The following is a 20,075-nucleotide window of genomic DNA, read 5'->3' on the forward strand; positions in this document are numbered from 1 at the left end:
CCGTGCGACAGCGCACCATCGGCGAGCGGAGCACCGGCGCGATCGGGCTCGGCGCGATGCCGCTCTCGGTGGAGGGGCGCCCCGACCCCGGAGCCGCCCTCACCACCCTGCACGCCGCGATCGACGCGGGCGTCACCCTGCTCGACACCGCGGACTCCTACCACTGGCACGTCGACGAGATCGGCCACAACGAGCGTCTGATCGCCCGCGCGCTGGCCGCCCGCTCCGCCGCCGACCGGGCGGCCGTGCTGGTCGCCACCAAGGGCGGGCGCGGGCGCCCGGGGGACGGCTCGTGGACGGTCGACGGCCGGCCCGAGCACCTCCGGCGGGCCTGCGAGGGGTCGTTGCGCCGCCTCGGCGTGGCCGCGATCGACCTCTACCAGCTGCACAAGCCCGATCCCCGGGTGCCCTGGGCGGAGTCGGTGGGAGCCCTGCGCGAACTGCTGGACGCGGGGAAGATCCGCGCTGCGGGCATCTCCAACGTCGACGAGCGGGAGATCCTGACGGCGCGGGAGATCCTCGGCCCGGGGCTGGTCTCGGTGCAGAACCGGTTCTCCCCGGCCGACCGCACCTCGCTGCCGCAGCTGCGGCTCGCCGAACGACTGGGCCTGGCGTTCCTGCCCTGGAGCCCGCTCGGCGGCCTCGCCCGGAGCGTGCTGGACGATCCGGCGGACGGCGTCCCGGCCCGCACCGCCTTCCACCGGATCGCCGAGGCGCGCGGGGTCTCACCGCAGCAGGTCGGTCTGGCGTGGCTGCTGGCCCTCTCCCCCGCCGTCGTCCCGATCCCCGGCGCCCGCCGCCCCGCCAGCGTCCGCGACAGCGCGGCGGCCGCCGGCCTCGTCCTCGACGCCGCCGAACTCGCTTCCCTGAACGGCCCGTTCACCGGCCTCGCCGACCCGGCCGACCTCGCCCGGCCCGCCTACCCGACCGACCCCGCCAGCCCGACCGACCCCGCCAGCCCGGCGGCCTCGGCCAACAGCCGGTAGGAGGTGAACAGTTCGGCCCGGTCGTAGGTGCTGGTGGTGACCAGGAACTCGTCCGCGCCGGTGCGCTCCAGCAGGCCCGTCAGCGCGTCGAGGGCCTGCTCCGGGGTGCCCGCGATGTGGCCGCCGAGGGCCTGTTCGAAGGCGGTGCGCTCGCGCGGGGCCATCGGCCTGGCCAGGATCTCCTCGGCGGGTTCGAGCGGCGAGAACTCGCCGTGGGTGCGGCTGTGGGCGCTCGACCACGCCTCCGGGACGAGCAGTTCCCGGGCCCGGTCCTCCGTCCCGGCGACCGCGACCGTCCCCGACACCACCACGTAGGGCCGCCCGGCGCGGGCGGAGGGCCGGAAGCGCTGCCGGTAGCGGTCGATCGCGGCCCGCATCGCCTCCTCGCCCCGCACGGCCGCGATCACCAGCGGCAGACCGGCGTCGGCGGCGACGTCCGCGCCCGCACCGGTGGCCAGCACGAACGCGGGGACGTCCAGCCCCTCGGCGGGGCGGGCGTGCACGCCGCCGGGGCCGCGCGCCGCGGGGTCGAACCAGGAGAGGAGTTCGGCGAGTTGCTCCGGGAACTCGTCGGCGGCGTCCTTCTCCCGGCCCAGCGCGCGGCGGACGCCGTCGGTGAAGCCCACCGACCGGCCGAGGCCCATGTCGATCCGGTCGGGGAAAAGCGCCGCGAGCACACCGAACTGCTCGGCCACGACCAGGGACCGGTGGTTGGGGAGCATCACCCCGCCGGTGCCGACCCGGATCCGCGACGTCGCCGCGGCCACCGCCGCGGCCAGCACCGTCGGCGCCGAACCGGCCACGCCCGGCACCCCGTGGTGCTCGGAGACCCAGAACCGGTGGTAGCCGAGCCGCTCGGCCTCCACCGCGAAGGCCACGGTGTCGCGCAGCGCCCGGGCGGGCTCCTCCCCCCGGCGGGTCCGGGAGCGGTCCAGTACGGAGAGGCGGAGGGCGGGCGAGGCGGGTGAGGCGGTCACCTCCGTGGCAACAGCCACTCCCGGCACCGACATTCCCCGTCCGACGGCCGGGCGGGGCCGGGTGAGGCGGGGCGGGGCGGGGCCGGGTGAGGCGAGGCGGGGCGGGGCCGGGTGAGGCGAGGCGGGGCGGCGGAAAACCGATTGCCGGGCCACGCCGCAACCAGTAGCAATGTGACATGCTACAGAACTCCCGGATCGCCCTCCGTGCGCGCCACGACAGCGACGTCGCGGTGCTCCAGCGCGAGCTCCACGACGACGTCCCCACCCGCTCCCGGGCCGACTCCCGGCCGTGGCGGCCGATCTCCCCGGGCGCGGCGGAGTCCCCGTACGCCGTGACGCCGCCCGCGGACGACGCGGCCCTCTTCTCGGTGGTGGACCTCGCCTCCGGCGAACTGGCCGGTGAAGCGCTGTTGTGGGGCATCGACACCCACAACCGCCTCGCCCACCTCGGCCTCGCCCTGCGGCCCGCCTTCCGCGGGCGCGGCCTGGCGGGCGAGGCGGTGCGACTGCTGTGCCACTACGGGTTCACGGTGCGCGGCCTGCACCGGCTCCAGGTCGACACCCTGGCCGACAACCAGCCGATGATCCGGGCCGCCGAGGCTTCGGGCTTCGCGGTCGAGGGCCGGACCCGCCGGTCCGCCTGGGTGTACGGCGAGTTCCTCGACGAGGTCGTGCTCGGTCTGCTGGCCGAGGACTGGACCGGGAAGCCGTAGCCGGTCCCGAGAACCACGGGCCGCCGGTCGTCCGCACTCGAACGACCGGCGGCCCCGCTCCACGGTGCTTCTCAGCAGGGGCTGAGCCAGTGGACCCGGCCCCAGGGGGCGTGGCGGTCCGCTGCCGCCCCCGGACCGCCCCGCACCCTCTCCCCGCACGCTCGCCCGCGCCGCCGGACCGCCCCTCCCCGGGCTACTCGCGGGCGAGCATCGCCTGGGCCTCGGTTTCGAGGTCGATGTACGGTTCGCCGCTGACGTCCACCGCGACCCGGTGCAGGGTGGCGCCGGTGAAGGCCCACGGGGCGTAACCGGGGTAGAGGTCGGTGACCGCCTCGCCGCCGTCGCGGCCGATGTTGAGGCCCTCGCCGGCCAGGGTGAAGCGGCCGGGCTGGGTCCTGATGCGTGCCTCGCCGACCTTGTGGTCGTCGTGGTAGAGGCTGAGGATGCCGGTGGCGACGCCCGGCGCCACCTCGCCGTCCTTGTCGAAGGACGCGGCCAGGATCAGCCCGCTGCCGGTCGGCAGGTCCTCGCCGGCGGTGACGAGTTGGTGGTCGGTGCCGAGGAAGTTGTAGACGTAGTGCAGGCGTTCGTCGCGGACGAACAGGGCGTGCCCGCCGAATCTGCCGCCGTGGGCGAACAGCACGCCGTGGGCACCGGGCCCCTCGATGTCGACCAGGGCGCCGATGGAGTAGGACCGGTTGCGGACGTTGACCGCCACCGCCTCGGGGACTTCGGAACCGCCGGGCCGGTAGGTGTAGCGGTCGCGGGGCGGGGTGAGCTGGGGACGGGGGGTGGAGAGGATCTCCAGGGCCGAGCGGTCGTCCAGCGGCAGGGCCTGGTTGACGCCGGCCTCGTAGAACCACAGGCCGATCAGTTCGGAGAGGCGTCGCGGCTCCTGGGCGGCGAGATCGTGCAGCTCGGAGCGGTCCACCTCGGTGTGGTACAGCTCCCAGGTGTCCTGCGCGTACTCGCCCCAACCGCTGATCGCGGGATGGGTGGTGACGGCCTTCCACCCCCGGTGCCAGATGCCGCGGGTGCCGAGCATGGAGTAGAACTGGGTCGAGCGGGTGGACGGCACGGCGGGCGCGTCGAAGGAGTACCTCATGCTGACGCCCTGGAGGGGCTTCTGGACATGTCCGCCCACGCTTTCGGGCAGGTCGAGGCCGACGCAGTCGAGGACGGTGGGCACGATGTCCACGGCGTGGTGGTACTGACCGCGGATCTCGCCCCGGGAGGCGATGCCCGCCGGCCAGGAGATGACGCACGGGTCGCAGGTGCCGCCGTTGAAGGAGTAGCGCTTCCACATCTTGAAGGGCGTGTTGAAGGCCATCGCCCAGCCGTTGGGGTAGTGGCCGTAGGTCTCGGTGCCACCGATCTTGTCGATCATCGCCAGGTTGTCGTCGATGTCGTCGGCGACGTTGTTGAAGAACTTGTTCTCGTTGACCGAGCCGTTCGGGCCGCCCTCGCCGGAGGCGCCGTTGTCCGAGACCACCACGAAGACGGTGTTGTCCAGCTGCCCGATGTCCGCCAGATAGGCCGTCAGCCGGCCGATCTGGTCGTCGCAGTGGGACAGGAACCCGGCGTACGCCTCGGCCATCCTGGCGAAGAGTCGCCGCTCGTCCGCGCCGAGCTCGGCCCACGGCCGGGTGAAGTCCAGGGCGGGGAAGGGCTCGCCCTGCGGGCCGGTACGGGTCCCCGGCGTGCCGATCGGGTTCAGCGGCGGCAGTTCGGTGTCGGCCGGGACGAGACCGAGCTCCTTCTGGCGGGCGAGGATCTCCTCGCGCATCGCCTCGTAGCCCGCGTCGAAGCGGCCCCGGTAGCGCCCGATCCACTCCTCGGGCGCCTGGTGCGGGGCGTGCGCGCAGCCCGGTGCGTAGTAGAGGAAGACCGGCCGTTCGGGGGCGATCGCCTTCACGTCGTCGAAGTACTGGATGGCCTTGTCGGTGATGTCGGTGCCGAAGTGGTAGCCGTCCTCCGGGGTGGTCGGCTGCTCGACCGGGTGGTTGTCGTGGACGAGGTCCGGGTACCACTGGCTGGTCTCGGCGCCGAGGAAGCCGTAGAAGCGCTCGAAGCCCCGGCCGAGCGGCCAACTGCGCCGGGTGGAGGCGAGGTTCATCTCGTCCTCCGGGCACAGGTGCCATTTCCCGGTGATCGCGGTGGAGTAGCCGCGCTCGACCAGGACCTCGGCGAGGGTCGCGCACTCCGGCGGAATGTGGCTGTTGGCGTTGGGGAAGCCGATCGCGGCCTCGCTGATGCAGGCCATGCCGTTGGTGGTGTGGTTGCGCCCGGTCAGCAGCGCGGAGCGGGTCGGCGAGCAGAGCGCGGTCGTGTGCCACTGCGAGTAGCGCAGGCCCTGCTCGGCGAGGCGGTCGATGTTCGGGGTCTCGATCGGTCCGCCGTAGCAGCTCATCGCGCCGAACCCGACGTCGTCGAGCACGACGTACACCACGTTGGGCGCGCCCTCGGGGGCCTTCGGCTGCTCGTACGCCGACCAGTCCGGCACCGAGTCCCGTACATCGAGGTTCACCACTCCGCGAAATGTCGAAGCCACCGGTCCCGCCCTTCACGCGTGCGCCCGCGCCACCGGGCGGCGCGGGCTCCTCCGGCCATGCTCGGCCGGATCGCGGGGCCACGCCGACCGGCGCGCGGAGCGGCGGGGCCGACCGGGTGACGGCGGTGCCCCGGCCCCGTCGGACCGGCGGCGAGGGGGCGGCGGAGGGGCGCGAGGGACGACGCCGACTCGCCCGGACACCTCGCGAACCGGACCGCGGGCGTTTCAGCGCAGGACGCAGCGGAAGCCCAGGTGGCAGGTGGCGGTGTCCTCGCTCTGGCCCTGCCGGGCGGCCGGGCGGTAGCGCAGGCAGTAGTCCGGGGCGCACAGGTGGGAGCCGCCCTTGACCACCCGGAACGGGTACTTCTCGACCGACGGTCCGACAGATTTCGACGCTCCGTCGAACTGCTTCTGTGGTGCGGAGTCACCGGGCGCGCAGCAAGCGGAGGACGCGGGCGTGGCGGCGGGTCCGCCGTCACGGGCCGTGGCGTAGGGATCGGCGGTCCACTCCCAGACGTTGCCCGCCGTGTCGTAGAGGCCGTGGCCGTTGGGCGGGTAGGACCGGACGGGGGTGGTGCCGGGGCCCCGGTCCCCCGGGCCGGACGCCAGGTACTCCCAGGGGAAGCGGCCGTGCCAGGTGTTGGCCATCCGGCGGCCCTTCGGCGTGAACTCGTCGCCCCACGGGAAGACCGCCCCGGCGAGGCCGCCCCGCGCGGCGTACTCCCACTCCGCCTCGGTGGGCAGTTCCTTGCCCGCCCAGTGCGCGTACGCCCGGGCGTCCTCCCAGGCGACCTGGGTGACCGGGTGGCGTTCCCGCCCGTGCAGGGTGCTGCCCGGACCGGACGGACGGTGCCAGCAGGCGCCGGGGGTCCAGCTCCACCACTGCCGCCAGTCGTCCAGGCCGACCGGGCCGGCGGTCCCGTGGAAGACCAGGGCCCCGGGCAGCAGGTCGGCCGGGTCGGCGCCCGGGTGGTCCGCCGGGTCGAGGGGGCGTTCCGCGACCGTGAGGTAGCCGGTCGCCTTCACGAAGCGACGGAAGGCGGCGACGGTCACCGGGTGCTCGTCCATCCAGAAATCACCCACCGACCGCTCGCGCACGGGCCGTTCCTCCGGGTAGAAGTCCGCCGAGCCCATCAGGAAGGAACCGCCGGGGATCCGCGCCATCCCCCGGGTCGGGGCCGGGTGGCCCGTGCTGGTCGTCATGGCATCCGACCCTGCACCACACCGCGGCCCCTTGTCCCGGACGACGCGCGGCGGGCCGTTCACCGGTGCCCGCCGCCTCCGCGCGCGGGGTGGCACGGAGGCGGCGGCCTCGTCCCCGGGGCCGAGGGTGTTCAGGCGTGGCTCAGGTGTCGGTCAGGTGTCGGTCAGGCGTGACACCGGGACGGGTCAGCCGCGCGGCAGGACCAGCGCCTGCACGGCGGGGAGCTTGCGCCAGTCGCTGGAGACGATGCTGGCGTGGGCACGGGCGAGCTGTTCGGCGCGGGTGCGGGCCTGGTCGGCGGTGGGGTCGGTGCCGCTGATCGCCGGGGCGACGTTGTGGGCGTCGGTCATCGTCAGCAGGTAGTGGTTGGTGTCGTACCAGGAGGTGTCGATGCCGTTGACGTAGGCGGCGGCGTCCCCGTCGAAGACCACGAACCACGGGCGGATCGACGTCTCGCCGTACCGGGTGCGCGGGTCTCCGGCCGCCGCGCCGAGCGCGGTCGGGAACATCCGGGCCTCGCCGATCCGGCCCGCCGCCGCCAGGTCGCGCAGGTAGCGCCCGTACTCGACGTCGGTGTGCAGGGTGTCGAACGGGTTGTCCAGCTCGACCGTGCCGGGGATCACGTACACCATCGCCCGCCCCGCCAGCGCCGCCCTGGTCGGCCAGTTGCCGGCGCGGGCCGCGTCGTCGAGGGTCGGGTAGCTGCCGCCGCCCGGCTTGGCGAGCAGGTCGGCGGGGCGCAGCGCGGCGGAGCCGAGATGGGCGGCGATCAGCGCGTCCAGCTGGGCCGGGCCCATGCCGAGGTTCCCGGAGAAGCCCGGCTTGAGCTCCAGCTTGATCACCAGCGGTCCCGCCGCGGGGTGGGCGGCGAGCCAGACCCGGACGTCGTCCAGGCAGGTCTCCAGGTTCTTGTTGCCGCTGCCGGAGTACAGCTGGGAGGCCGCGGTGGCGCTGACACAGTTGTTGCCGTTGCCGAGCGGGTTGGAGTGGCTGACCTTCCACTCCTTGGTGATGGCGTTCGGCCAGGCGTCCAGCTCGATCATGCCGGTGCCGGTGTCGAGGCCCTGGGCGAGGTAACCGAAGGCGGCCGGGTCGTAGGTGTTGTGCAGGCCGACGGTGGTGGCGGAGCCGAACGGGAGCTCGCCGGGGGTGCGCTCGGCGGCCTCGGCGGCGGAACCGATCGGCACGAGCGCGGCGGCCGCGGCGAGCAGGCCGACGGCGAGGGTGCCGAGGAGGGTGCGGCGGACGGTCACGATGGGGGTCCCCTTGTCAGTGCGCCTGAGGGCCGGCGCGCCTTCGGCGGTGGCTTCCGCCGGTGCAGAGCATGACGGGGCCGGCCGTCGGACCGGTGAAGGGGACACAACAAGTGCGTGACCGTCAGCTGCCGTTCCGTCACCGCGCGCTGCGACGGCGGGCCGGCCGGGCGTCGCGGGCGGGTTCCGGGGCGCGGGGACGGACGCGCGCGCCGGCGCGGAGACGGGCGCGGGCTTTGACGCGGTCGCGGACACCGGCGCGGGCTTTGACGCGGTCGCGGGCGCGGGTAAGGCGGACGGCGGGGGAAGGGCGGGCCGTGCGGACGGTACGGGAAGTGCGGACCACGCGGTCATCAGAAGATCGACCAGCCGGTCGCCGTCGTCAGGGCGTCCAGCGCGGCCACGCCCAGCACCGAGTTCCCGGCCGCGTCCAGGCCGGGGCTCCAGGTGCAGACCGTGCCCCGCCCGGGCAGCACCGCGAGCACGCCGCCACCGACCCCGCTCTTGCCCGGCAGGCCCACCCGGTAGGCGAACTCGCCGGCCGCGTCGTACGTGCCGCAGGTGAGCAGCACGGCGTTGATCCGCTTGGCCTCGCTGCGCGACAGCAGTCGCGACCCGTCGGCGCGCACGCCGTGCCGGGCGAGGAACAGGCCGGCCAGCGCCAGGTCCCGGCAGCTCGCCCCGATCGCGCAGTGCGCGTAGTAGTGCGCGAGGACGTCCTCGACCGGATTGCGGAGGTTGCTGTAGCCGGCCATGAAGTGCGCCATGGCGGCACTGCGGTGGCCGTGCTCGGCCTCGGAGGCGGCGACCGCGCGGTCCACCGCGACGGCCGGGTCGCCGGACTCCGCGCGCAGGAAGTCCAGGACGGTGCCGACCGCGTCGCCGGTGAGCTCCAGCAGCCGGTCGGTGACCACGAGGGCGCCCGCGTTGATGAAGGGGTTGCGGGGGATGCCGTGCTCGGTCTCCAGCTGGACCAGCGAGTTGAACGGGTTGCCGGAGGGTTCGCGGCCCACTCCGGTCCACAGGCCGTCGCCGCCCTCGGCCAGCGCGAGCGCGAGCGTGAACAGCTTGGACACGGACTGGACGGAGAACGGCCGCTGCCAGTCCCCCGCGCCGAAGACCCGGCCGTCCACGGTGGCGATCGCCATCCCGAACGCCGCCGGGTCGGCCTCGGCCAGGGCCGGGATGTAGTCGGCGACCCGGCCGCGCAGCGGCGAGCGCACGGCCGCCGCCATGGCGTCCCGGACCAGCTCCTGGTAGTCCACGCCCGGGTCCTGCGGCTGCTGCGAGCCGGGTGCGCGGGGCGTGTCGATCGTGTCGTTCACCGCGCCATTGTCCTCGTCGCCGGTCCGCCCGCCGCGGGCGGGGTCCCTCCGGGGTGTCGTGCGAGGCGTCGCCCGGGCTGTCGCGGGGGTTCCGCCCGGGGTGTCGCAGGGCTGTGGCAGGCTGTCCGCCATCCGACGGAGGGGACGACGATCATGCACAGGCCGAGTCGGCCCGAGGACCTCGACGACGCCGGGCGGGTGTGGGCGCGCGCCGTGGTGCTCGCCCTGCTGGACGCCGCCCAGGGGAACCGCGAGCACTGGCTGGACGAGCAGGGCGTGTGGAGCGAGAACGGCGGCGGCTCCTTCTGGTGGCGCCTCACCCTGGTCGACGACGGCCACGCGGTGTTCTGCGGCCAGGACTCCGACGGCAGCCACACCCATGTCGACGGCCGCCAGATCGACTTCCTGGCCGGCGGCCCGGACTGGCTGCCCTGGGAGCAGCTGCGCGAGGACGCCCAGGGGAACCTGTTCGGCTTCCTCTACTGGTGGCAGGACGACTGCTGGCACCGGATCCCCTACCCGGACGCCCTGATCGAGGACGGCCTCGCCGCGGCCGCGCCGTGGCTCGGCTCGGAGCAGGTGTTCCTCGGCGAAGCGGCGGAGCTGGCGTGGGTGCTGCGCGCGGACGCACCGGCCTTCGCCGCGGCCGTGACGCGCTTCCTGCGCCGTGCCGAGGCGCGCACCGTCGACGCGGCCGCGGTGGCGGAGTTGCTCGCGGCCGCCGGTGTCGGGGACGACGACCGCGAGGTGCTGCGCTTCGAACCGGCGCTGGACGTCGCCGTCCGGGCCGGGCTCACCCGGAACGCGCCGGTGCCCGGCTGACCGTCGCGCGGTGGACCGGCGCGACGCGGGCGGCAGGACGGGTCCCGGGGTCAGGCGCAGCGCACGTCGGTGCCCTTGATGCCGAAGACGCCGCCATCGACCGCGGCGCCGCCCTGGTACTCGTAGTACACGTACGTGTAGAAGTCGACGTTCATCGCGTCGCCGCAGGTCGAGTCGGGCGCGACCGCGTAGGTGAGGGTGTAGCTGGTGCTGGCGCCCGGGGCCAGCGGGAGCGCGAACAGGGCCCCCATGGCGCCGGCCTGCGGGTTCCCGCAGGCCGTCGGCCACGGCACGCCGTTGCACGCGGTGATCTCGTACTTCAGCCCCCCGTACGACACGTCGGTAAAGGTGTCGTAGGTCTGCTGGACGGTCTGGTAGACGAAGTCGATCGAGGTGTCGTACGGGTTGGTGAGGGTCACTGTCACGGTGAACGAGCCGCCGGGCGGCGTCGTGGCACGGTCGCTCACCGTCGTGATCGGGAACGGCAGGCCGGCCGACCGGGCAACGGCGCGATGGGCCGGCCCGGTCGGCGCGGACGCGGCCTGGGCGGGTACGGCCGCGAGCAGCGGACCGGCGAGGAGAAGGGGCAGCATCGCGCGCACGGCGCGCTTCCAGGATGTCAGGCGCATGACGATGCAGCGTAGGGGCCGGGGCCACGGGCACGGCCGCCCTCGGGGCGGGACCGTACCGATGGACGAGCGGCGGACGGACGGACCGGCCCGCCGCACTCGTGTTCGACGGCGGCCGGGCGGGGGGCGGGCGTACGCTCCGGTGCCCCCGTCGCCCGCCCGACCGGCGGCCGCCGCGAGCGAGCGGCCGACCGCCCCGGCCGCCGACCGCTGATGCCGCCGACCCGCCGGCGGTCGGGTCAGCGGCGGACCATGCGGACGCCCGCGACCTCCAGCAGACCGTCCAGCTCGACCTTGCCGACCCGCTGGTCCGGACTGGGCACCAGCCCGTCCCGGCGCACGAGGTCGAGGATCCGCTCGGCCAGCGGCAGCACCATGTGGCGGCCCCAGCAACGCTCGCTGGCGTGCCCGAACGGCAGGTAGCCGGGCTGGTTGTCGGGGTCGAGGCCCTTCCAGCGCTCCGGGCGGAACTCCTCCGGAGCGTCCCACAGCCGGGGGTCGCGGTGGCTCAGCAGCGGAAGCAGCAGCAGGTCGTCCTTGGGCCCGATCCGCCCGTCCACGGCACCGAACTCCGGGGAGGCGACCCGCAGGATGTTCCAGGAGGGCGGCAGCAGCCGCAGCGCCTCCAGCAGGACGTCCCGGTTCGACACCTCGTCGTCGAACGGCGCGCCGAGCCAGACCGCGTTGGTGACGAGCGCGGCCACGGTGAAGCAGATCGGCCCGGCCACCCGCCGGTAGAGGTACATCGCGTAGCGACGGTCGGCATAGGTCTCGGCGTCCAGCACCCGGGCCGCCAGATTCGAAAGCGGAATCCCGGTGCCCGGCTTCCCGAGCATCGCGGTACCGGCCGTGACCGCCATCCAGGTCAATTTCGGAGTGAGTTCGAGGCGGCGGTCGACCAGGACCCGGAAGCGGAAGCTCTCCTCCCCGAAAACCAGGTCCCGCAGATAGATGTGCGGTGTGTGCGGCCATTTCCCGGCGAGATCGGTCCGCTCGCCCAGCGGCTTCTTCAGCGCCGCCCGGACGTCGGCCGACACGGCCTGCATGAGCGCCGCCGCGTCGGGCTTGGTGACGAGCCGCCCGCGCACGGGCTTGAAGGTCGGCCGCTCCTCGGCGTTGGCCGGCCTGCTGCTCAGCAGACCGTCCATGAGGTCGACGCCGGACACGCCGACGGTGTCGGCCTCCAGCCGGAAGAGATCCTGACCTCGGTATTTGGTGAGGAGTTCGTCGATCCTCGGCGCGAAGACGGTGACGCGGGCACTCCGCCCGGTGCTGGACATGGCCATCCGTGACTCCAGGGGTGAACGGCGGTGGTGACAGGAGCCCCGCCCTCGATGAACGACCCGCTCCAGGTGAACGGCCCGCCCACGGCGGGCGGGCCGTGCCCGGCGGGTCCGCGGTGGACCCGCCGGGCACGTGTCCGGCATCGGACAGCCGGAATTAGATCCAGCCGTACCAGGCGTACGCCTTCAGGCTCTTCTCCGGCATGACCTTCTTCACGAAGTGAACGAGCTTCATGACAGCACCTCCATGACTCAGAAAACGATGACGAACAACTTTTCGACGAGCGGCTCCCGGCAAGAAACTCCGGAGAATTTCGGGTTCCGTTCACCCCCCGCCGAAACGAGTGAATCCCAGTGGCAATTCACGGTCAAGTGTGACGCAGATCACTCGAAGAGGGCCCCGCCCGGGCGGTTTGACGCCCCGGCAGCGACCCGCGCCACTATTGACGCGAGCGCGACAGTGCTGGTCAGGGCCACCCCCACCCGGTGACGGCCGGATGAACGGGGCATTCCGACAGGGGGTCCGGTCGGGGGCGGGATGGCCCTACGGAACGTTCGGTCTGCCCCATGGGGCATCGCGGCTGCCCGGGCGTGGCACTCGGGCGGCGACAGCGGGCCGAACGGCTCGGGCCACCGCAGGACCGGATGACCGGAGACCGACGAACGACCCGTCCCCATTCCCTTCGTCCGGACCATGGTTGGGGCGCGCCCGCGCGCGTACTCTCGGTCGCGGGGCGGGACTTCGGAGCCAGGGGGGCGACGACTGTGACGGTGGGACTACTCTTCGCATTGGGCTGCCTGGTGTTGTCCGCATCCCTGTGGCGCTCGACCTTGTCGGCCGCCCGGCAGGCCGCCCGTTCGGCCGCCAGGGCCGAGGCCGCCGCCCGCAGTACCGCCGCCCTCCTGGCCGCCACCACCACTACCACTACCGACCCCGCCGACGCCTCGGTCTCAGCCGCGTCGGCCGTCGCGGAGCCCGCCCCGACGAAGCCCGCCCTGACGAAGACCGTCCCGACGAAGCCGGCTCCGACGAAGCCGGCCGCGACCGCCGGCCCGGCCCGCCCGGCCCGCACCACCGGAGCGACGCCGAAGCCCAAACCCAAGCCGAAGCCCAAGCCCAAACCCGTGCGTCCAGCTGCACCGGTAACCGCCGAGGCGGACCTCCCCCGGCTGCGCCCCGCCACCGGGCCCAGCGACGACCGGGGACCGGTGCCCCAGTGCCAGGAGGGCGAGCGGTTCCACTTCTCCGGACGCTGCGAGGGCCAGGACAGCGAGTACGAGTTCCCCATCGAGTGGCCGGAGAGCGCCGCCGCCGTGGCCCAGATCGAGGTCGCGACGGCGGGCTACCTCAGCATCAAACCCGTGACCAGGACGCGCGACCGCATCGAAATGCACTCCTCCCTCATCTCCCTGAGCTCCTCCGACAAGCGGACGGGCGTGCGCACTCTCCTGACCCGTGACTTCACCCACCTCTGCGTGGACTCCAGCGGCCCCGGCGAGTGGTCCGTCCGGCTGTACAGCCCGGACGAGATCGACGAGCTGGCCGGCGTCATGGAGGGCTACGGCTCCACCGTCCTGGCCGTCGGCCCGGACACGCCGGCCGACTGCGTCGCCCACGTGAAGTCCTCCTACTGGTCCGCCGTGTTCCTCTGCGCCTGCGGACGGACCTCCGACGTCTTCGAGAATTGCGGGTGCCCGGTACCGCCCGGACTGCCACGGAGCCCGACCCTGGGTGCCTGGTCCACCGGCGAGGCACTGCGCACCCTGCAGTTGCCGAGACCCGGAGTGCTCCAGTTGGAGACCAACAAACCGTCCGACCCCTGGCGCCTGGAAGTCCGTCGACGCAAATCCGGTCCACAGGACCACTGACCGTCCGGCCCCACCGAGCGACGCTCTTCGACCGATCGTTACCGGCCCTTCGCTCCCGAACGCGCGGGTACAGCGACGGCGCCGCTACCCTGTGCTCCGCAGCGGAACGGCAGCCCGGCCGTTCCGCCCTCGCTGGGGGCGATTGTGGTCGAACGTCTGGTGGTGGACCTCCACGCCGACGGCCGTTTGCTGGTGGCGGAGTGGCCGACCGGGGAGGCTGCCCCGGCACCGGCCGTGGAGAGCGGATGGCTGCGCCGGCCGCTGGCCGACGCGCCGATGGAGGACCTGCGCTGGTACCTGGAGGACTACCTGCGGACCCCGCTCGGCCCGTACGGCGAACGGGGCCCGCAGATCGCCCGGCAACTGCCGGGGTGGGGCGCGCGGGTGTTCTCCGCGCTGTTCGGCACCGGAGCGGGGCGGGACGCCTACCTCCGGGCCCGTGCCCGCGGCGGCGACGGGCTGGAGATCGTGCTGCGCTCGGAATCCGCCCAGCTGCTCGCCCTCCCCTGGGAGTTGATGGCGGATCCGGACCGACCGGTGCCGTTGGTGCTGGACGGTGTGGTGCTGAGCCGCCGGACACCTGACACCGAGGACGGCGGCGACAGCCACGACCTCGGCTCCGGCTCCGGCTCCGGCTCCGGCTCCGGCTCCGGCTTCGGCTTCGGCGCCCTGGAGGGCAGCATTTCCCCGCTGCGGGTGCTGCTGGTGGCCGTCGCTCCCGACGACCCGGCCCGCCCCGGCCACCGGAGCCTCGCCCCGGCCCTGGTGCGGCAACTGCGGCCGGAGCGCGGCACGGTGGAACTCGCCCTCCTCCGCCCGCCGACGCCGGACCGGCTCGCCGAGGTGCTGCGCGAGGCGCGGGAGGAGGGCCGGCCGTTCCATGTCGTCCACGTCGACGGGCCCGGTCCGACCGACGTGCCGGCCTCGGCCCGGGTCCCGCTGGTGGTGCTGACCACCGCCCGTTCCGCCCCCGAGGCCGGACTGCCGGAGGCCGTCGTCGCGACCCGGCTGCTCCGGGAAGGGGGCGCCCACGCCGTGCTCGCGCTGCCCTATCACGTCGACGCGCCAGCGGCCGCCGGGTTCCTGACCGCCTGCTACCAAGGGCTTCACGCCGGCGAGCGGGTGACCGAGGCCGTGGCGGCCGGACGCCGCCGGCTCGCCGCGCAGGACCGGCGCCCCTCCCCCCGCGGCGCGCTGCCCCTGGCCGACTGGTCGGTCCCGGTCCTCTACAACCGGCCCGAGACCGCACGGCGCGGACCGGACACCACGCGGGCCGTGCAGCCGGCCGACGCCCACCGGACGACGGGGGCCTCCGGGGCCGCGGAGCCCCCGGACCGCTGGGGGGACCTCGCACCCGTCGGCGAGTTCGTCGGCCGGGACGGACTGCTGCTCGGCCTCGACGCCGCGACCCGGTCGCACCGGGTGGTTCTGCTCCACGGCGCCGCCGGCCTCGGGAAGACCGAGCTGGCGAAAGCCTTCGGCCGCTGGTGCCGGGAGTCCGGCGCGGTGGACGGGCCGGACGCGGTGGTGCTGCACCCCTTCGAACCGGGCGCGGCCGGACCGGCCTCCACCGGGGTGGTCGAGCGGATCGGCCGTCGGCTGTTCACCCCCGAGGAGTTCGACCCGCTCCCGACCGCCGAACGCCGGGCGGCCGTCGAACAGGCGCTGGCAACCCGCCGTCTGCTGCTGATCTGGGACCACGTCGACGCCCTGGCCGCCGGTCCCGACTCCCTCACCGCCGACCGCGACACCCCGGACGAGGAGCGCGCCGCGCTGCGGGCCCTGCTCGACCTGGTCACCCGGCAGGGGAGCAGCACCGTCCTGCTCACCAGCCGCGCCCACGAGGACTGGCTCGGCCCCGGGGCCCTGCGGATCGAAGTACCGGGCCTCGACCCGGGCGAGACCGTCGAGTACGCCGAGCGACTGCTCGGTCCCGCCGCCGACTCCCCCGGATCCGCCGACTCTCCCGGCTTTCCCCGCTCTCCCGGCTCTCCCGGCTCTTCCGACATCGTGCGCAGGCGCGGTCTGCGGGTGTTCGGCGAACTGCTGGAGTGGCTGGACGGGCACCCCCTGGCCGTCCGGCTCGCGCTGTCCTCGCTGGACGCGCACGAGCCGTGGCAGACCCTGGACACCCTGGTGCGTGGCGCGGCCGTGCTGCCGGACACCCCGGTCGACGCGAATCCGCTGCCCGCCCCCGAGGCCGTTCCGACGGCGCTCGCGGTGAGCACCGCCTACGCGCTGGCCCGCCTCGGCGCGGCCGACCGCCGGGCGCTGACGGCCGTCTCGCTCGTGTCCGGCGTCGCCGACGCCACCGTACTCACCCTGCTCTCCCGGCATCCGCTCGCACCCGAACGCTTCCGGGGCCTCGGCACCGAGGACTGGCAGCGGTTGCTGCGGCGGGCGGCGGACCTCGGTCTGCTGGCACCCTGCGGCCGCACCGCCTACCTGGTCCACCCCACGGTCGCCGCCCACCTCGCCGCCGAATGGAGCGCGGCCGGTCCCGGCTTCGCCGAACAGCACGAGGCCGCGCTCCAGGCCCTGCTCGGCGCCCAGGTCAACTTCTGTCTGCTGCTCAGCCGTGAGCTGCACAACGGCAGCGCCGACTTCGCCCTGTCCGCGCTGGACCTCCAACGGCCGACGGTCGGCCGGATGCTCGCCCGGGCCCTGGACCGGGGCCTGTGGCTGCAGGCGCTGGCACTCGTCCGACCGCTGCACGACCACTGGAACGCCCGGCGCACCGACCAGGAGGCCCGTCACTGGATCGACCGGGTGCGGACGGCCGTGGAGGAGGCCGACGGCGCCCCGCCCGTCCTCGACAGCGCGGCCGGGTCGCTGTGGCTGTACGTGGTCGGCGCCGACGGTCGGCGGCTGCTCCGACTGGGCCGGGTGGACGGGGCCGAGCGCGCCTTCCGGGAGATCCATCGGGCCGGCGAACAGCACCCGCCAGGTCCCGAGCAGCTCGACGAACTCGCCGACTGCCACCAGCGGCTCGGCCGGATCGCCGTCGACCGGGGCGACTTCGGCGAGGCCGAGGAGTGGTACCTGCGGGCGCAGACCCTGCTGGAGCGGCTCGGCGACGTGGACGGCCTCGCGCTCGGCCACCACCAGCTGGGGGTGATCGCCCACCGGCTCGGCCGGCCGGACGACGCCGAACGGCGGACCCGGCAGGCCCTCGACCTCTTCGAGCGCCTGGGCGAGACCGTCCGGGCGGCCGCCTGCCACCACCGGCTCGGTGTCCTGGCCGAGGAGCGGGGCCGCTTCGAGGACGCCCACGGGTGTTTCGGACGGGCGCTGGCGGCCGTCCGGGCGACCGCCGCCGGCACCGGGACCGACCCGTCCGTCACGGCGGAGCTGCACCACCGGCTCGCCGCCGTCGCCGCCGAGCTCGGCCGGCTCGACGAGGCGGAGGGCTGGTGCGAACGGGCGCTGGACCTCGCCGAGGCGTCCGGCCATCGTCCCGGCGCCGCCGACGCCCACCACCGGCTCGGGGTGCTGGCCGCGGCGCGGGAACGGTTCGCGGAGGCCGAGGCCCGGTACCGCAAGGCGCTGGAGATCCGGCAGGACCTCGGCGACCTGGCCGGAACGGCGGCCTGCGAGCACCAGCTGGGCCTGGTGGCGGCGCGGCGCGGGGACCTCGCCGAGGCGGAGCGCCGCTACACCCGGGCGCTGGCGCTGCGGGAGGAGCTGGGCGACCGGACCGGGGTCTCGGCCGGCCACCACCAGCTCGGACTGACCGCCCAGGCGGGCGGCCGGGCGGCGGACGCCGAGGCCCGCTACCGCAAGGCGCTGGACGTCTCGCACCAGGTCGGTGACACCCTCGGGCTGGCCCGTACCTTCGGGCAGTTCGGACTGTTCGCCGCGGAGCAGGGGCGGCCCCGGGAGGCGATGGAGTGGCTGGTCCGCAGCATCTCCTGCTTCGAGGAGTTCCCGCATCCGGCGACCTGGCCGAGCGTGGTCGGACTGCGCCGCCTCACCGTCGACCTCGGCCCCCGCGCCGTCGAACGCGCCTGGCGCTCGGTCACCGGCCGCCGTCTCCCGGACGCCGTCCGGGACCGGGTCGCCGACTGACCCCGACCGGGGAGCCTCACCCCGGGGGCGCCTCACCCCGGGGCACGTCGCCCTGGGGACGGCGGCCTCCGGGGGACGCCGGCCCCCCGGGTCACTCCGCCGGGGCCTCCCCCAGCAGCAGGCCCCGGATCCGGGTCAGGGTCGCGGCGTCGCGGGCCGTGGTGAAGGGGAGGGCGTTGCCCCCGGCGAGACGGAACGGCGCGCCGGTGAGGGTGGCGTGGGCGCCGCCCGCCTCGGCGACGAGGAGCAGTCCGGCCGCGTGGTCCCAGGCGTTCTCCCAGGCGAACACCGTGGCGTCGACGGCACCCCGGGCGATCTCCAGGTACTCCAGCCCCGCCGAACCCGCGCACGGCCGGGTGCGCACGCCGTCGGCGCGCAGGCCCAGCAGCGCGCGCTTGCGGTCGGGCGTGGTGAAGCGGGGGTGCGAGGCGGCGATCTCCAGCGGACCACCGGGTGCGGGCGGGCCGGCCCACAGCGGCACCCCGTCCAGGTGGGCACCGCCGCCCCGCAGGGCCGTCGCCATCTCGTCGCGGACCGGCGCGTACGTCCAGGAGGCCAGCAGCTCGCCGCGGTGCGCGAGCGCGACCAGGGTGCAGAAGCCCTCGCCGCCGTGCACGAAGGTACGGGTCCCGTCGATCGGGTCCACGATCCAGACCGGCCGGTCACCGCCCAGTTCCGCGTAGAGCCCCGGATCCGCGTCGACCGCTTCCTCCCCCACCACGACCGAACCGGGAAGAAGCTCCGTGAGCGCGGCCGTCAGGTGTGCCTCGGCGCCCCGGTCGGCGACCGTGACCAGGTCGTGCGGGCCGTTCTTCTCGGCCACCTGGTCGGCGGTGAGCGAGCGGAAGCGCGGCATGATCTCGGCAGCAGCCGCCCGCCGGACCGCCTCCCCCACGGGGCCCAGGCACTCGGCAACGAAACCTTCGTCGATCATCCGTCCATCACACCACAGCTGTGGGCCCCCCTGCCCCAACCGAACAGACGGACGGGATGAACACCGGCGCACTTCCCCGCCCCGCCCGCGCCGAAGCGGCGCCGGAAGCGTGAACCGGATCGGGCCCGGCGCGCCGTCGGTCCCGGACGCGGCCGCGTCCCCGCCCGCCGTCCCGTCCCCGCCCTCGCCGGGGCGGGGCCCGGGACGGCTCACCCCTCGGCCTCCAGCGGCCGGGGCCGGGACGCGGCTCGGGAGCGCGGCGCGGACAGCGGGGCGGCGAGGGCCAGGGCGGCCGCCACCGCCGCGACGCCGCACAGGGCGACCCGGAGGCCGGTCGAGGAGGCGGTGAGGCCGACCGCGGCCGGGCCGAGCAGGCAGCCGCCGTAGCCGATCGAGGCGACCACCGCCACGGCGGACGAGCGGACCTCGGGGCGGGCCTGCTCCCCGGCCAGCGAGAGGATGGTGGGCACGCACACCGAGATGCCCAGGCCCGCGACGACGAGCCCCGTCAGCATCGACCGCACGCCCGGCGCCAGCGCGGCGCCCACGGTGCCGACCGCCGAGACCGCCGCGCCCACGGCCAGCAGGTGCCGCTGCGGCAGCCGGACGGTGAGCCCGTGCCCGGCCAGGCGGCCGACCGCGGCGGCGGCGGCGAACACCACCGGCCCGGCGGCGGCCGCGCCGGATCCGGTGTGGAAGACGGAGCGCAGCATCACCGCGCTCCAGCTCTGCCAGGCGTTCTCGACCAGGTACGCGAGCGCGCACAGCGCCCCCAGGGCCAGCAGCGGCCGGTCCGTGACGGCGGGCCGCCGCCGGGCGCGGCGCGGCACGGCCGGCGGCCCCGCCGCCAGGCCGGGGTAACCGATCACCACCGCCGCGCCGATCAGCAGCACGCTCGTCAGCAGCAGCACCCGGTCCGCCGCCAGGCCGTGCTCCAGGGCGAGTCCGGAACCGAGGGCGCCGAGCACCACGCAGGCGGAGAAGCAGGCGTGGGCGGCGTTCATCAGCCGGCCCGAGCGGCCCTCCTCCTCGCTGGCGAGCGAGTTGACCCCGACGTCGACCGCCCCGGACGCCCCGCCCAGCACGGCCAGCGCCGCCATCAGCGCCCCCACCCCGTGGGCGCGCCCCGGCAGGACGGCGGCGCCCGCCATCAGCAGGAGGATCACGGCGACGGCGGAAGGGCCGAAGCGGTCCACCGCCGATCCCGCCGGACGGATCGAGGCGAGGGCGCCGAGTCCGATCATCAGCACGGCGACGCCCAGTTCGCCGTTGTCCACCCCGGCCCGCCCCTGGATCTCCGGGATCAACGCACCCCAGGCACCCCAGAACACACCGAACACTCCGAATCCCACCAGCACCTGAACTCGCACCAGCACCACCAGTCCCATCCGTCACTCACGGACAGGGCCATTCCCACCGCTCCGCCTCCACAGCGCCCACCCCCCAGGGCGCCCAGGAGTA

At 74.7% G+C, this 20,075-nt stretch carries 15 protein-coding genes; 5 read left to right on the top strand and 10 right to left on the bottom strand.

Annotation, left to right across the window (positions count from 1 at the left end; all coding sequences use genetic code 11):
* Window positions 1-2 precede the first annotated feature (2 nt).
* Window positions 3-986, top strand: a complete 984-nt coding sequence (locus ACIQ9P_RS09000) for an aldo/keto reductase (protein WP_402352084.1) — start codon at window positions 3-5, stop codon at window positions 984-986.
* On the opposite strand, the gene ACIQ9P_RS09005 is transcribed toward ACIQ9P_RS09000, so the two are convergent.
* On the bottom strand, window positions 920-1,996 hold the full coding sequence (locus ACIQ9P_RS09005; protein WP_402352087.1) for an MsnO8 family LLM class oxidoreductase: 1,077 nt from the start codon (window positions 1,994-1,996) through the stop codon (window positions 920-922). The genes ACIQ9P_RS09000 and ACIQ9P_RS09005 overlap by 67 nt on opposite strands.
* Window positions 1,997-2,139: 143 nt before the next feature.
* Between ACIQ9P_RS09005 and ACIQ9P_RS09010 the strand changes: the two genes are divergently transcribed.
* On the top strand, window positions 2,140-2,676 hold the full coding sequence (locus ACIQ9P_RS09010) for a GNAT family N-acetyltransferase (RefSeq protein WP_402352090.1): 537 nt from the start codon (window positions 2,140-2,142) through the stop codon (window positions 2,674-2,676).
* A 193-nt stretch (window positions 2,677-2,869) separates the two neighbouring features.
* Here the strand turns inward: ACIQ9P_RS09010 and ACIQ9P_RS09015 are convergent, their stop codons facing one another.
* From ACIQ9P_RS09015 to ACIQ9P_RS09030, 4 genes are all read right to left on the bottom strand, one after another.
* Window positions 2,870-5,206 (bottom strand): arylsulfatase, encoded by a 2,337-nt coding sequence (locus ACIQ9P_RS09015; protein WP_402352093.1) that lies wholly within the window; start codon window positions 5,204-5,206, stop codon window positions 2,870-2,872.
* Between the two features lie 246 nt (window positions 5,207-5,452).
* The gene (locus tag ACIQ9P_RS09020; protein WP_402352096.1) at window positions 5,453-6,430 is read right to left on the bottom strand and encodes a formylglycine-generating enzyme family protein; all 978 of its coding nucleotides are present in this window, start codon (window positions 6,428-6,430) and stop codon (window positions 5,453-5,455) included.
* A 186-nt stretch (window positions 6,431-6,616) separates the two neighbouring features.
* Window positions 6,617-7,684, bottom strand: coding sequence for a phosphatidylinositol-specific phospholipase C domain-containing protein (locus ACIQ9P_RS09025; RefSeq protein ID WP_402352099.1), 1,068 nt, complete (start codon window positions 7,682-7,684; stop codon window positions 6,617-6,619).
* A 353-nt stretch (window positions 7,685-8,037) separates the two neighbouring features.
* On the bottom strand, window positions 8,038-8,949 hold the full coding sequence (locus tag ACIQ9P_RS09030; protein ID WP_402352717.1) for a glutaminase: 912 nt from the start codon (window positions 8,947-8,949) through the stop codon (window positions 8,038-8,040).
* A 213-nt stretch (window positions 8,950-9,162) separates the two neighbouring features.
* On the opposite strand from ACIQ9P_RS09030, the gene ACIQ9P_RS09035 reads away from it, so the two are divergent.
* Entirely contained in the window at window positions 9,163-9,831 is a 669-nt protein-coding gene (locus ACIQ9P_RS09035; protein ID WP_402352101.1) for a hypothetical protein, read from the top strand.
* A 50-nt stretch (window positions 9,832-9,881) separates the two neighbouring features.
* Here the strand turns inward: ACIQ9P_RS09035 and ACIQ9P_RS09040 are convergent, their stop codons facing one another.
* From ACIQ9P_RS09040 to ACIQ9P_RS09050, 3 genes are all read right to left on the bottom strand, one after another.
* On the bottom strand, window positions 9,882-10,460 hold the full coding sequence (locus tag ACIQ9P_RS09040) for a hypothetical protein (RefSeq protein ID WP_402352104.1): 579 nt from the start codon (window positions 10,458-10,460) through the stop codon (window positions 9,882-9,884).
* Window positions 10,461-10,699: 239 nt separating this feature from the next.
* Window positions 10,700-11,746 (bottom strand): cytochrome P450, encoded by a 1,047-nt coding sequence (locus ACIQ9P_RS09045; RefSeq protein ID WP_402352106.1) that lies wholly within the window; start codon window positions 11,744-11,746, stop codon window positions 10,700-10,702.
* 154 nt (window positions 11,747-11,900) lie between these two features.
* Window positions 11,901-11,978, bottom strand: coding sequence for a tryptorubin family RiPP precursor (locus tag ACIQ9P_RS09050; RefSeq protein ID WP_350540985.1), 78 nt, complete (start codon window positions 11,976-11,978; stop codon window positions 11,901-11,903).
* A gap of 569 nt (window positions 11,979-12,547) precedes the next feature.
* Between ACIQ9P_RS09050 and ACIQ9P_RS09055 the strand changes: the two genes are divergently transcribed.
* Together ACIQ9P_RS09055 and ACIQ9P_RS09060 are read left to right on the top strand one after the other, a co-directional pair.
* Window positions 12,548-13,612 carry a hypothetical protein gene (locus ACIQ9P_RS09055; RefSeq protein WP_402352109.1) on the top strand — a complete coding sequence of 355 codons (1,065 nt, stop codon included), beginning with the start codon at window positions 12,548-12,550 and terminating at the stop codon, window positions 13,610-13,612.
* A gap of 144 nt (window positions 13,613-13,756) precedes the next feature.
* A complete protein-coding gene (locus ACIQ9P_RS09060; protein WP_402352111.1) occupies window positions 13,757-17,680 on the top strand; it encodes a tetratricopeptide repeat protein in 3,924 nt (1,307 codons plus the stop codon).
* Between the two features lie 91 nt (window positions 17,681-17,771).
* On the opposite strand, the gene ACIQ9P_RS09065 is transcribed toward ACIQ9P_RS09060, so the two are convergent.
* Window positions 17,772-18,614 (bottom strand): inositol monophosphatase family protein, encoded by an 843-nt coding sequence (locus ACIQ9P_RS09065; protein ID WP_402352114.1) that lies wholly within the window; start codon window positions 18,612-18,614, stop codon window positions 17,772-17,774.
* Between the two features lie 209 nt (window positions 18,615-18,823).
* Window positions 18,824-20,002: an MFS transporter gene (locus ACIQ9P_RS09070; protein WP_402352117.1), complete on the bottom strand. Its 1,179-nt coding sequence runs from the start codon at window positions 20,000-20,002 to the stop codon at window positions 18,824-18,826.
* Window positions 20,003-20,075: the final 73 nt, after the last annotated feature.

It is taken from the genome of Kitasatospora sp. NPDC094019, assembly GCF_044764505.1.
Classification (GTDB): Bacteria; Actinomycetota; Actinomycetes; order Streptomycetales; family Streptomycetaceae; genus Kitasatospora.

Bases quoted from the DNA above. Each gene is read 5' to 3' on its own strand.
- ACIQ9P_RS09010 (WP_402352090.1), top strand. From the start codon at position 2,140: ATGCTACAGAACTCCCGGATCGCCCTCCGTGCGCGCCACGACAGCGAC.
- ACIQ9P_RS09020 (WP_402352096.1), bottom strand. From the start codon at position 6,430: ATGACGACCAGCACGGGCCACCCGGCCCCGACCCGGGGGATGGCGCGG.
- ACIQ9P_RS09035 (WP_402352101.1), top strand. From the start codon at position 9,163: ATGCACAGGCCGAGTCGGCCCGAGGACCTCGACGACGCCGGGCGGGTG.
- ACIQ9P_RS09005 (WP_402352087.1), bottom strand. From the start codon at position 1,996: ATGTCGGTGCCGGGAGTGGCTGTTGCCACGGAGGTGACCGCCTCACCC.
- ACIQ9P_RS09045 (WP_402352106.1), bottom strand. From the start codon at position 11,746: ATGGCCATGTCCAGCACCGGGCGGAGTGCCCGCGTCACCGTCTTCGCG.
- ACIQ9P_RS09040 (WP_402352104.1), bottom strand. From the start codon at position 10,460: ATGCGCCTGACATCCTGGAAGCGCGCCGTGCGCGCGATGCTGCCCCTT.
- ACIQ9P_RS09050 (WP_350540985.1), bottom strand. From the start codon at position 11,978: ATGAAGCTCGTTCACTTCGTGAAGAAGGTCATGCCGGAGAAGAGCCTG.
- ACIQ9P_RS09070 (WP_402352117.1), bottom strand. From the start codon at position 20,002: ATGGGACTGGTGGTGCTGGTGCGAGTTCAGGTGCTGGTGGGATTCGGA.
- ACIQ9P_RS09065 (WP_402352114.1), bottom strand. From the start codon at position 18,614: ATGATCGACGAAGGTTTCGTTGCCGAGTGCCTGGGCCCCGTGGGGGAG.